General features: G+C 77.2%; 12 protein-coding genes. 8 read left to right on the top strand and 4 right to left on the bottom strand.

Features of this window, described 5'->3' with window-relative positions; genetic code table 11:
- The first annotated feature begins 319 nt into the window (after window positions 1-319).
- From VGH76_RS26600 to VGH76_RS26575, 6 genes are read left to right on the top strand one after another with little or no spacing between them, the layout of a single operon-like run.
- Window positions 320-523 (top strand): CBS domain-containing protein, encoded by a 204-nt coding sequence (locus VGH76_RS26600; protein WP_331559785.1) that lies wholly within the window; start codon window positions 320-322, stop codon window positions 521-523.
- Window positions 516-3,107, top strand: coding sequence for a glycosyl hydrolase family 65 protein (locus VGH76_RS26595; protein WP_331559784.1), 2,592 nt, complete (start codon window positions 516-518; stop codon window positions 3,105-3,107). The genes VGH76_RS26600 and VGH76_RS26595 overlap by 8 nt, the downstream gene beginning before the upstream one ends.
- Window positions 3,104-3,766, top strand: coding sequence for a universal stress protein (locus tag VGH76_RS26590; RefSeq protein WP_331559783.1), 663 nt, complete (start codon window positions 3,104-3,106; stop codon window positions 3,764-3,766). Before VGH76_RS26595 ends, VGH76_RS26590 begins: the two co-directional genes overlap by 4 nt.
- Window positions 3,763-4,635 (top strand): cation-transporting P-type ATPase, encoded by an 873-nt coding sequence (locus tag VGH76_RS26585; protein ID WP_331559782.1) that lies wholly within the window; start codon window positions 3,763-3,765, stop codon window positions 4,633-4,635. The genes VGH76_RS26590 and VGH76_RS26585 overlap by 4 nt, the downstream gene beginning before the upstream one ends.
- 5 nt (window positions 4,636-4,640) lie before the next feature.
- Window positions 4,641-5,684 (top strand): glycosyltransferase family 4 protein, encoded by a 1,044-nt coding sequence (locus tag VGH76_RS26580; RefSeq protein WP_331559781.1) that lies wholly within the window; start codon window positions 4,641-4,643, stop codon window positions 5,682-5,684.
- 4 nt (window positions 5,685-5,688) lie between these two features.
- Entirely contained in the window at window positions 5,689-7,776 is a 2,088-nt protein-coding gene (locus VGH76_RS26575; RefSeq protein WP_331559780.1) for a glycogen debranching N-terminal domain-containing protein, read from the top strand.
- A 360-nt stretch (window positions 7,777-8,136) separates the two neighbouring features.
- Here VGH76_RS26575 and VGH76_RS26570 read toward each other — a convergent pair whose 3' ends face one another.
- Window positions 8,137-8,691: a hypothetical protein gene (locus VGH76_RS26570; protein WP_331559779.1), complete on the bottom strand. Its 555-nt coding sequence runs from the start codon at window positions 8,689-8,691 to the stop codon at window positions 8,137-8,139.
- Between the two features lie 283 nt (window positions 8,692-8,974).
- Between VGH76_RS26570 and VGH76_RS26565 the strand changes: the two genes are divergently transcribed.
- The gene (locus VGH76_RS26565) at window positions 8,975-9,511 is read left to right on the top strand and encodes a MarR family winged helix-turn-helix transcriptional regulator (protein WP_331559777.1); all 537 of its coding nucleotides are present in this window, start codon (window positions 8,975-8,977) and stop codon (window positions 9,509-9,511) included.
- Between the two features lie 194 nt (window positions 9,512-9,705).
- Here the strand turns inward: VGH76_RS26565 and VGH76_RS26560 are convergent, their stop codons facing one another.
- On the bottom strand, window positions 9,706-10,227 hold the full coding sequence (locus VGH76_RS26560; protein WP_331559776.1) for a MarR family winged helix-turn-helix transcriptional regulator: 522 nt from the start codon (window positions 10,225-10,227) through the stop codon (window positions 9,706-9,708).
- Between the two features lie 195 nt (window positions 10,228-10,422).
- Here VGH76_RS26560 and VGH76_RS26555 point away from each other — a divergent pair, with 195 nt between their 5' ends.
- Window positions 10,423-10,848, top strand: coding sequence for a response regulator (locus tag VGH76_RS26555; RefSeq protein WP_331559775.1), 426 nt, complete (start codon window positions 10,423-10,425; stop codon window positions 10,846-10,848).
- Between the two features lie 258 nt (window positions 10,849-11,106).
- Here the strand turns inward: VGH76_RS26555 and VGH76_RS26550 are convergent, their stop codons facing one another.
- Window positions 11,107-11,391: a hypothetical protein gene (locus tag VGH76_RS26550; RefSeq protein ID WP_331559774.1), complete on the bottom strand. Its 285-nt coding sequence runs from the start codon at window positions 11,389-11,391 to the stop codon at window positions 11,107-11,109.
- Window positions 11,391-12,174 (bottom strand): acetamidase/formamidase family protein (locus tag VGH76_RS26545; RefSeq protein ID WP_331559773.1); only part of this gene is annotated, 784 nt, incomplete at its 5' end. The genes VGH76_RS26545 and VGH76_RS26550, both read right to left, overlap by 1 nt.

Raw genomic sequence — 12,174 nt, 5'->3', positions numbered from 1 at the left:
GCAACAGCCGATCAGCCCGCAGCGCCGGCGCCCCCGCGTCGGCGCCCCGCCGCTCGCGTGTCGTCTGCCGGATGGTCGCCCCCAGTCGTGGTCCCTGCGCGGATGCGTTATCCGCGGTCGGCATCGTCGGTCAACGGAGGGGGCGGACGCCAGGGCCGAAGGTCCCTCGTGATCGTCGCGCCGGATCGCCCGCGGCCGACACGGTGACCGAGGTCCCCGGTACGGGGGTCCGCCGCCCCTCCCGCGGAGCCGTGCCCGTCGGGCAGCGTCGTCGTCCGGCACCGTCGCACGGCGCCACCGGATCCGCGAGGAGGACGTCATGCCGGCCGAGGTCCTCCCGAACGCGTCCGTGCCCGTCGGGCAGGTCTCCGCGCGGACGCTCGCCACCGTGGCGGCCGACGCCTCCGTGCGCGAGCTCGCCGAGGAGCTCGTGATCGAGGAGCTGGTCCGCGAGGACGACGAGATCGCCGGGATCGTGTCGATGCGCGACGTGCTCGCGCTGCTGCTCGACGTCGATGGCTGACCCGCCGGCCCGGCTCGACCGGACCGTGGACCTGGTCGTCGTCCGGGCCCGGGAGGTCCTCGACCCCGCCCGGACCCGGCGCCTGGTCGCGGCGCTCTCCCCCGCCCGGCTGGACGTCGTGCTGCTCGCCGGCAATCCGGACGACCCGGTCCTCGCCGCCTGCCCCCGGCCCACCGGTCCCGGGCGGGTCCAGCTGCGGGGTCCCGACGGCGGGTGGGCGCGGGAGCTCACCGCCGACGGCCCCCGCGCGCTGGCCGTCGCGGCCCGCGTGCCCGTCCTCGACGCGGTCCTCGCCGACGCGTCCGCGCGCGGGATCGGGGCGGGCCTGGTCCTGGTGGTGCTCTCGCGCCGCGGCGACCGGGCGCTGCTCAGCGAGGGCACCCGGCGCTGCGTGGTGGTCGCAGCCGGCGACCGGCACGGCCCGCTGCCCGCCGGGACCGCCCGGTTCCCGGGGCCGGGCGCGGTGGCGGCGCTGCTGTCCGAGCAGCTCGGCCGCCGTTGCCGTCGTCGCGTGCCGGCCCTCGACCCCGATCCCGCGTGGACGCTGCGCGAACCCGACCCGCCCCCGGAGCGGCGGCGCGTGGTGGAGACGCTGACGACCGTCGCGGCCGGCGGGCTCGCCAGCCGGGGCGTCGCCGAGGAGGACCGCGACCCCGCGATCGCGCCGGTCCTCGCCGCCGGGGTCTACCGCGGGCGGGGCGCCGCCCAGGCCCTGCGCCCGCTCCCGCGGTGGGCCGACCTGCGCCTCGACCCCGCCCCAGGTGCCACGGTGCGCACCCTCGACCTGCGCACCGGCGTGCTGCTGCGCGAGGAGGGCTCCCCCGGCCCCGGGACCTTCCGCAGCCTCCGGGTGGCCTCCCCGGCCCGCCCGGGGGTCGTGGCGCTGCGCGCCGAGGCCGCCGCCGGGCGCCTCCGGCCGGGACGGGTCCCCGCCGCCGCGGAGCACGGCAGCCCGCGGGGCGGCCCGCCGCGCCGCCGCTGGGCGACCACGCCCTCCGGCGCGGGCTCCGCCGTCGCGGTCGCCGTGGGGCAGCGGGTGGGCCGCGACCGCGGGGTGCGCACCGTCGAGCGCGTGGGGTGCTACGCCGTGGGCGGACCGGCGCCCCGGCTCCGCGACGCCCTCGACAGGCTGTCCCGGGCCGAGGCGGCCGGGTTCGACGCGCTGCTCGCGGAGTCGCGGCGGACGTGGGCGGCGCGCTGGGACGACGTCGACCTCCGCGTCCCCGACGACCCCGAGGCGCAGCGGGGCCTGCGCTTCGCCCTGTTCACGCTGTGGGGGCTCGCGCCGGTCCCGCCCGACGCCGAGCTCGCCGTCGGCGCCCGCGGCGCCACCGGGCCCGGGTACCGGGGGCACGTCTTCTGGGACGCCGACGTGTTCGTCCTGCCCGCCCTCGTCGCGGTCGCGCCCGGAGCGGCGCGGGCCGTGGTCCGCTACCGGATCGCCCGGCTGCCCGCCGCCCGGCGCCGCGCCCGCGCCGCCGGGCACGACGGCGCCCGCTTCCCCTGGGAGTCGGCGCAGGACGGCGAGGAGGTGACGCCGCACCGCGCCCGGCTGCGGGGGCGGACGTTGCGGGTGCGCACCGGCGCCCTCGAGGAGCACATCACCGCCGACGTGGCCTGGGCCGCCGCGCACTACGCCGCGTGGGTGCACCAGCCGGCGTTCCTCGCGGGCCCGGCCCGCCCGCTCCTGCTCGACACGGCCCGGTACTGGCGCTCGCGGTGCACCGTCGACGACGCCGGTGCCGCCCACCTCGACCACGTGATCGGCCCCGACGAGTACCACGAGGACGTCGACGACGACGCCTTCACCAACGGCATGGCGCGCTGGAACCTGCGCGCGGCCGCGGACCTCCTCGAGCGCCTCGACCCCGGCTCGCCCGAGCCGACCGCCTGGCGTTCGCTGGCCGGCCGGCTCGTCGACGGGCTGACGCCCTCCGGGCGCCACGAGCAGTTCGCCGGCTACGACGCCCGGCGCCCGCTGCTCGCCCGCGAGGTCGCCGAGCCGCCGGTCGCGGCCGACCTCCTGCTGGGCCGGGCCCGGGTCGGGGCCTCCCAGCTGATCAAGCAGCCGGACGTGCTGATGCTGCACCACCTGGTGCCCGGGGAGGCCGGGCCGGCGTCGCTGGTGCCGGACGTCGAGCACTACGCCCCGCGGACCGCCCACGGGTCCTCGCTCTCCCCGGGCATCTCCGCGGCGGTCCTCGCCCGCGCCGGGCGCACCGAGGAGGCCCTCGCCCTGCTGCACACCGGGCTCGCGCTCGACCTCGACGACCTCACCGACACCACCGCGGAAGGGCTGCACCTCGCGGCGGCCGGGGCGAGCGTCCAGGCCGTCGTGCAGGGCTTCCTCGGGGTACGCGTCGAGCGGGGGACGCTGGTCCTCGACCCCCGTCTGCCCGCGGCGTGGCCCCGGCTCGAGGCCCGCTTCCGCCTGCTCGGGGCGGCGGTGCGGATCGAGGTCGACCCGGCCGGCGTCGTCGTGCGCACCGACCGCCCGCTGCGGGTCCGCCTCGGCGACCGCGCGGCGGTGCGGGTGGTCGGGGCGGGGCACCTCGGCCCCGCGGTCTCCGGGAGGCGGGCATGAGCACCGGGGGGCCGGCCGGCAAGGTCCTGGTCCGCGCGCCCGACGACGCCGCGGTGCTCGCCGTCGCCCGGGCCGCGGCGGCGACGGTGGGCGCCGAGCTGCGTCCCGCCGCCACAGCGGACGGCCACGCCCTGGCCCGCGAGCTCGACCGGCCTGGCGTCCTCACCGTGGTCAGCCGCGCCGACGACGTCGGGTGGGCGCTGGTGGCCGAGGCGGGCAAGCCGGTGCTGCTCGTGCCGGCCGCGGTGGTGCGGGTCGCGGCCCGCCTGGACCGGGTGCTGGCCCCGCTGGACGGCAGCCCGGCCGCCGCCGCGTCGCTCGCCGCGGCGGAGGCGTTCCTGGGCGGCGAGCTGGTCGTGCTGCACGTCTTCGACGCCCGCGCCGTGCCCCGCTTCTGGGACCACCCGGCCCACGCCGAGCGGGCGTGGAGGCACGAGTTCCGGGCGCGCTGGTGCGACCGCCCCGGCACCCGTCTCGAGCTGCGCACCGGCGACGCGCCCGACCGGGTCCTCGAGGTCGCCCACGAGGAGGCGGCGGACGTGGTCCTGCTGGGCTGGTCGCAGTGCCTGGACCCCGGCCGCGCGGCCCTCGTGCGGCGCACCGTGGCCGAGGCCGACGTCCCGGTCCTGCTCGTGCCCACCGACGGAGATGTCCCGTGACGACCGGTACCGAGGTCGGGCTGGACACGGCCGAGGCCGCGCGGCGCCTCGCCGACGACGGACCCAACGAGCTCCCCCGACCGCCCCGGCGTGGCCCGCTCGCCCGGGTGCTCACCCAGCTCCGGGACCCGCTGGTGCTCGTGCTGCTCGCGGTGGCCGCGGTGACGATCGCGATCGGCGACCACACCGACGCGGCCGTCGTCCTGCTCGTGATCGTGGGCAACACCGCGGTCGGGGTGGTGCAGGAGGTGCGCGCCGACCACGCCGTGGCGGCGCTGCACCGCCTCGGCGCGGCCCGCGCCCGGGTGCGCCGCGACGGGCGGCCGGTGACGGTCCCGGCCCGCGAGGTCGTCGTGGGCGACGTGCTCGTCGTCGGCGCCGGCGACGTCCTCGCCGCCGACGCGACCGTCCTGTCCGCGGAGGGGAGCTGCGGGTCGAGGCCACCGGGGCCGCCTCCGCGGTCGTCCTCCCGCCGCTGCAGGAGCTGCTCGGGACGAGCCCCCCACCGCCCTCGCCTGGGTGCTCGCCGGGGCCGGACCGGTCCTCGCCGGCCTCGTGGCCCGGATCGTCGGCCGCCCGCGCGTGCGCCCGGCCTCCGCCGACGACGGGACCACCGGAGGGCCTTTCGGCCCTGCGGCGGCCCCGGGTCGAGCGGATGCACTGTCGGGGTGACGACCTACTCCGCGACCCTGGACCTGCCCTCGGCGCTGGGGCCGCCCGGCGCGTGCCCGGCCTGCGGCGGGGCACCGCTGCACCCGGTCTCCACCGGCACCGGGGTGGACTTCGCCTGCGCCGGCTGTCGCCGCCACTGGCACCTCGAACTGGGCCGGGTCCGCGCGGTCCCGCCGGCGCCCGACCCCCGGGACTGACCGCCGTGCGCGTCGGTCTCATCGCGCCGCCCTGGGTGCCGGTCCCGCCGACCGCCTACGGCGGCACCGAGGCGGTGGTCGACGTGCTGGCCCGTGCCCTGAGCGCGCGCGGGGTCGACGTGCGGCTGTTCACCGTCGGCACCTCGACGTGCCCGGTGGCCCGCGAGCACCTCTTCGACGAGCCCGTCGCACCGATGAACAGCTCCCTGCCCGAGCTGGCGCACGTCAGCGCCGCCTACGAGGCGCTCGCCGACGTCGACCTCGTCCACGACCACACCGTGCTCGGCCCGCTCACCGCACGACGCTTCGGGCGACACACCCCGGTCGTCACCACGATCCACCACGCCTTCACCCCGACCGCGCGCTACGTCGCCGCCGAGACCGCCCGCCACGCGGCCCTGGTCGCGATCTCGGCCGACCACGCCCGCTCCGCGCGCGACGTGCCGATCACCGCGGTCATCCCCCACGGGATCGACCTCGAGCGCTACCGGCCCGTCCCGACCCACCGGGACCACCTCGTGTTCGTCGGCCGGATGTCGCCGGACAAGGGCGCCCACCGCGCCGTCCGCGTCGCCCACGAGGCCGGCCGCCCGCTGCGGATCGCGGCCAAGGCGCGCACCGGCGAGGAATGCGCCTACGAACACGACCAGGTGCTCCCGATGCTCGGCCCCGACGACGCGCCGCCCCGCGAGATGCCCCTGCCCGAGCGCGTCGAGACCCTCGCCGGCGCCGCGGCCCTGCTCAACCCCATCCGGTGGCGCGAACCGTTCGGGCTGGTCATGGCGGAGGCGCTCGCCTGCGGCACCCCGGTGCTCACCTTCGCCGAGGGCGCCGCCCCCGAGATCGTGGAGCACGGCCGCACCGGGTTCGTCTGCCGCGACGAGCGCGAGATGGCCCGGGCGGTCCGCCGCCTCGATCACCTCGACCGCCGGGCCTGCCGGGCGGCAGCGCAACGACGCTTCGGCGCGGACCGCATGGCCGCCGACCACGAGGAGCTCTACCGCTCGCTGCTGGCCACCACACCGGCCGGGGTCCTGCGGGGAGCATGACCCGGTGGGCCCGATCGACCGCGACACCCTGACGCTGCTCGACGGGTCGACCTTCTGCGTCAGCGACGGCTCCGGGGACGTGCTGGCCGACCGGGCCCACGGGCTGTTCGTCCGCGACATCCGGATGGTCTCCCGGTGGGCGGTGCTCGTCGACGGGCACCCCGGCCAGCCGGTGCACGCGGCCACCGAGGAGCCGTTCGAGGCCACCGTCCTCGTCCACGTCCCGCCAACCGACCACGATCCGGGGGCGTCGGCGGTGCTGCTGGTCCGCCGGCGCGTGGTCGGCGAGGGCATGCGCGAGGAACTGCGGCTGCGCAACGACACCGGGCGGCTCCGGCGGTGCACCGTGACCCTCGAGGTCGGTGTCGACTTCGCCGACGTGTTCGCGGTCAAGGCCGGCCACGACCGGGGCGGGGGCGAGGCGGTGACGGTCCCGGGCGACGGCGTGCTGGTCGCCGACGGCGTCCGCCACGGCCGCGAGCACGCCGTGGAGGTGTGCGGCGAGGGGGCGCCCACCGCACGGCCTGGCGTCCTCGAGTGGCAGGTGGAGGTCCCGGCCCGGGGCGAGTGGTCCGCCGGCGTGACCGTCCGGGCCGTCGTCGACGGCCGGCGGCTCGTCCCGGCCCACGCCCGCGGGGTCGGGGAGGAGCACAGCATCCCGGCCCGGGCGCTGCGGGCGCGCGAGCGCGGGGCGCCCCGCGTCGAGACCGCCGACCGCGACCTCGCCGCGACGCTGACGCGGGGGGTCGAGGACCTTGGCGCGCTGCGCATCTTCGACCCGGCCCACCCCGAGCGGGCCGTCCTCGCCGCCGGGGCGCCCTGGTACATGGCCCTGTTCGGGCGGGACTCGCTGCTGACCGCGCTCATGCTCCTGCCGCTGGACCCTGGCCTCGCCGTCGGCACGCTGCGCACGCTGGCCGACCACCAGGGGCGGCGAGTCGACCCCGTCAGCGAGGAACAGCCGGGCCGGATCCCGCACGAGATCCGCTTCGGTCCCCCCAGCCCGCTGGCCCCGGGGGGCGGCGGCGACTACTACGGCACCGCCGACGCGACGGCGCTGTTCGTCGTGGTGCTCGGGGAGCTCGCGCGCTGGACCGGCATCACGCCCGACGTCGAGGCCCTCCTGCCCCACGCCGACCGGGCCCTGGCCTGGATCGCCGGGGACGGCGACCCCGACGGCGACGGCTTCGTCGAGTACCGGCGCAGCTCGCCCGAGGGGCTCCTGCACCAGGGCTGGAAGGACTCCGAGGATGCGGTGTGCTTCGCCGACGGCACCCCCGCGAAGCCGCCCATCGCGCTCGCCGAGGTCCAGGCGTACGGGTACGCCGCCAACTGCGCCCGGGCCCGGCTGGCCGACGCCCTCGGCGACGGTGCGACCGCACGGGAGCACCGGGACCGGGCCTACGCGCTGCGCCGGGCGTTCCGCGAGCGCTTCTGGCTGCCCGAGCGGCGCTGCCTCGCGCTCGCCCTGGACGCCGACGAACGGCCGGTCGACGGGCTGGCCTCGAACATGGGCCACTGCCTGTGGGCAGGCATCGTCGAGTCCGACCACGCGCGGGCGGTCGCCGACCACCTGCTCTCGCCCGCGATGTTCTCCGGGTGGGGGATCCGGACGCTCGCCACGACGATGGGCGCCTACGACCCGATGAGCTACCACAACGGCTCGGTGTGGCCCCACGACACCGCGCTGTGCGTGGCCGGCCTCGCGCGCTACGGGTTCGTCGCCGAGGCCCGGCGCGCGGCCGGGGCCCTGCTCGAGGCCGCCGCCGTCTTCGGGCACCGGCTCCCGGAGCTGTTCTGCGGCTTCGGCCGGGACGAGTTCGCCTCCCCCGTCCCCTACCCGACGTCCTGCTCCCCGCAGGCGTGGGCGGCCGCGGCGCCGCTCTCGCTGGTGCGCTCCCTGCTGCGCCTGGATCCCGACGTGCCCGGCGGGACGGTGCGCTGCGGGCCGGCGCTGCCCGAGGCGCACCTCCCCTTCCTCGCGCGCGGGCTGCGGATCGGCGGGCAGGTCGTCGAGATCGCCGTCGACGAGGCGGGGTGGTCGATCTCCGGCCTGGGCGACACCGGCCTCGTCGTGGCCCCCCGGCCCTGACCGGCCGGTGTCTCAGCCACCCACCGCCGTCGCCGCCGCGCCGCCCGAGGCGGCCGGGCATCCACAGCCGCACCCCGTCGGCGGAGGCGTAGGCACCGGCGGGGCCCGTCGGTGATCACGACGCAGGACGGGCCCAGGGCGTGCAGGCGCCCGAGCAGGCCGACGACGTCGGCGTGGTCGCCACCGGTCAGCGCGGTCGCCTGCTCGCGGTTGAGGATCAGCACCTTCGCCCGCCGGTAGGGGCCCTCGAGCGCAGCGACACCGGCCCGCAGCTGGAGGGTCCCCAGTTGGGTAGTGGAGGTTGCTCGGGCGGCCCGGGTGCACACGCACCGTGCGTGTCCATGTCGTCCTCCCCGCGTCTCAGCCCGCGGCGCCGCGGTCGCGGCGGCGCCGGAACGCCAGCCAGTCCTCGTCCCACCCGCGCAGCCGCCGCCGGTCGAGGGTCCACCGGACCAGCGCGAGGCCCGCAAGGAGGGCGACCAGCGTGGCGGTGAACGCCCCGACGTCGGCCACCCAGCCCTGCAGGACCGCGTCCTGCTCGGTCGAGGGCGGCGCGGTCGGCTGCGAGGACCGGTCCACCCACATCGGGTGGGGCGAGCCGACCGCCGGCGGGTCGTCGTAGACGACGCGCTGCGCGGAGTGGGTCGAGCCGTCGGGCTCGGTCCAGCCCACCGTGACGACCTGGCTGACGCCCGATCCCTCGCCGACGCTCCGTTCCGACAGGGCGGTCACCGTGGCCTGCACCTGGTGGGAGGTCGCGCGGATGTGGGCGGCGTCGTCCCGGACCTGCTGCGCGCGGGCGCTCCCGAGCGCCAGCACGACCGGCACGAGCAGCAGCAGGACCGCGAGCGCGGTCCAGCCCGCCGCGGTCTCCCAGCGGTCCGACGACCGGCGCAGGCTGCTCGGGCGCGGCACGAGGACCGAGTACGCCCGGTCGGCAGCCGACCCCTGTCGTGGTCTGGATCGCACCATCGTCCTCACGCCTCCCAACGTCGCCGCGTGTTGGGACAGCGTGCGGCGGGTCCGGGGTGCGCGAGCAGGGGCGAGGGTCCGAGATCGGCCGGGTCGCCGGTCCCGTCGACCACGTCGGTCCGCCCCCGGAACGGCCCGTCCGGGTCGCGAGGGACCCGGGTCGTTGGGCCCTGGCCCGTCGGGTGGGCGCGGGCGAGGCTGCGGAGGGGTTCACGAGGAGGTGGACGTGGAACGACTCGCCCGCCAGGTCCGCGAGCTCATCGTCGCGTCGGACCACTACCGCCAGACGATGGCCGCCGGGCTGCGCATCGGGATCAGCGAGTCGGCGGTGCTGGGCCACCTGCTGCACAACGGGCCACAGACCCCTTCGCTGATCGCCGCGCGCGTGGGGCTCACCGCCGCGAGCACCACCGCGCTGCTCGATCGGCTCGCCGGTGCCCAGCTGGTCCGCCGCACCCCCAACCCGTACGACCGGCGCAGCGTGCTCGTCGAGCTCACCGACCTCGGACGCTCCGCGATCGAGGAGATGTACACGATGTTCGCGATCGACATCGACGCCGCCCTCGACCAGGCCGACCCGCGCCTGCGCGCGGAGCCCGAGCTCCGTGAGGCGGTCACCGACCTGCTGGAGCGGATGGCCGCCGCGCTGCGGGAGCGCAGCGGCGACCGGCGCGGCATCGAGGACGCGCTCGCCGAGGCGCACGACGCCGAGCAGGCGGACGGGGGCAACGGGACCCCGACCCTCGACGCGCCGGAGCGGTGATACGACGCTCGCATCATCAGGAGCACCGAGGCCGGACGGCGGGCACCTCGGCCCGGCGGTGCCGCCTACGCTTCGTCAGCGGTCGCCGTGGACACTCACCCCCCGGGTACCCGCGGAGGCCGCCACCGGCCGTCCCGCCAGTCCGGTTGATCACCGGGCCCGCCCTGGCGCGGGCGGCCGGTGGCCCCCCGGGCTCAGGAGGACGGGTCGTCGTCCGGGGGCGCGACGTCCCCGCGGGGCAGGTGCTGCGCCAGCGCGGCCTCCACCCCCAGCGCGTCGCCGGCACGCCGGCGCAGGCTCGCCGCGATCGCCTCGACCAGGCTCCCCACCGCCCGCCGCCACCGGGGGTCCGCGAGCAGTCGCGGGTCGGCCTTCTCCAGCGCGGCGCCGATGTCCTCCGCGAAGAGCAGATAGGTCGAGAGCACCACGTCGAAGCCCTCGTCGGTGAGCTCCACGAGCACGCTGCGCCGGTCCTGCGGGTGGGGACGGCGGGCGACCCAGCCGGCGAGCGAGAGCCGGTCCACGAGCGCGGTCGTGCTCGTGCGCGACAGCCCGGTCCGGGCGGCGATCAGGCTGGGCGGCCGCGCCCCGTTGTGCAGCAGGAACTCCAGCGCCGTGGCCTCGACGGGGGCGACCCCCATGGCGGCGGCCACGGCACGCCGATAGGTCTCCTCGGCCACGATGAACTCACGGACCCGCTCGGCAAGCGCCTCCACGCGGTGGGCCTCCGTCCGCTCGCTCCCGCCGGGGCACCACGTGCGGGGACCTCCAGGGTAGGGACGACGGCGGCCGGGGTGGACACCCGACGTCGTCGGATGACCTCGGACCCGCGGAGTCGGATGACCTCGGACCCGCGGATCCGGGCCCCTGGTCCCGACGGCGCCTTCCCCGGGCAGGGCAGGATTCTCGTCGTGACCGCGGCAGAGACCTCGCCGGGCCAGGGTGGGAGCACCGCCGGCCGCCCGCGCCCCCGGGTCGTGCTCGTCGAGGACCACGTCCGGGTCCGGGAGCACCTCGTGACCATGCTCGAGTCGGCGGGCTTCGACGTGGTCGCGGCCGTCGACAGCCGCGCCGCCGGGTACCGTGCCGTGCTCGACCACCACCCCGACCTCGCGGTGGTGGACAACCGCCTCCCCGACGGCCGCGGCGTGGAGCTGGCCGCGGTCCTGCGCGAGCGGGCCGCGGACGTGGGGGTCGTCATCCACTCCGGTGCGATCACCGCCGAGGAGACGGCGACGGCGCTGCGCCACGGGGTCCTGGAGGTCGTCACGAAGGACGTCCGGGCCCGGACGCTCGTCGACGCCCTGCGCCGGCACACGCGGGGTCGCCGCCGCTGAGCGGCGCGTCCTTCGAGGTTCGTACTACTCCGGCGTCGGATCGTCCGAGGCGGACCCGCCGAACGGCGGGGTCCGACCCAGGCCCTTCGCCTCTACCGTCGGCGCGACCCCGGAGCGAGGAGACCCCGATCAGACCCGGACCCACCCCGGACACGACCCGCATCGTCACGCAGTGGCACTGCGTCCCGTGCGACGTCGCCGGCCGCGACCCCGATCCCGACCCCGCGTGCTGGAGCTGCGGGCGGCGCGGCGTGACCGTCACCGCCCGCCCGGCGGTGGTTCATCCGGACTGATCTCCTCGTCGGCGGTCTCGGCGCTCTCCTCGGCCTCGGCCTCCAGGGCCGAGGAGAGCAGCCGGTCCAGCGCCGCGAGCGAGTGCCGCGGACCGGCGCGGTCGATGACCACCGGGTCGTCGTCCTCCACGCCGGCCTCGGCGAGCCCCTCCCGGATCGACTCCGCCGACCGGATCGCCCCGGAGGCGAACCGGTCCGCGGCGACGTGCTTCGGCGGCGGGGTGAACCCGCCTTCGTCCTCCTCGGCCATCAGCTCGAGACGGCGCACATGCCCCGGTCGGCCGTGACCGGGCCCGCCGCGGACGGGCGGACGTCGAAGTCGAAGATCGCGGTGGGCAGGTAGAGCGAGCAGCAGGCGTTGGGGATGTCCACGACACCCGAGAGCCGGCCCTCGATCGGCGCCGACCCGAGGAGCAGGTAGGCCTGCTCGCCCGAGTACCCGAACTTCTTGAGGTACTCGACGGCGTTGAGGCACGCCCGCCGGTAGGCCAGCGTCGCGTCGAGGTACTCCTGGGTGTCGGTGTCGTGGTCGACCGAGATGCCGATGAAGGTGAGGAACTCGGAGTAGCGCGGCTCGACGTTGCCCGGCATGAACATCGGGTTGGTGGAGATGCCGTAGGTCTCCATCCCGCCCTTGATCAGGTCGACGCCGAAGTCGATGAAGCCACCCATCTCGATCGCGCCGCAGAACGTGATCTCGCCGTCGCCCTGCGAGAAGTGCAGGTCGCCCCCGGAGAACTTCCCACCGGGCACGTGCACCGGGTAGTAAACGCGGCTGCCGCGGGTGAAGTTCTTGATGTCGTGGTTGCCACCGTTTTCCCGTGCGGGAACCGTGCGCGCACCTTCCCGGGCGACGCGCTGCAACTCCTTGCCAGACAATGTCCCGGCGAGCGTGTTCTCGACCAGCGGTGGCAGCCCTAACGGCGGGACCCGGTCGGGGTCGGTGTCGATGAGAGCCTGCTCCCGCTGGTTCCAGCTCGCGAGCAGCTCTGCCGACGGCGCCGTGCCGAACAGGCCGGGGTGAGTGATGCCG

Source organism: Actinomycetospora sp. (genome assembly GCF_036497585.1).
In the GTDB taxonomy this organism is placed as follows: domain Bacteria; phylum Actinomycetota; class Actinomycetes; order Mycobacteriales; family Pseudonocardiaceae; genus Actinomycetospora.
Note: the sequence above shows the minus strand (reverse complement) of the source record. Positions and strands in the feature narration are given on the sequence as shown.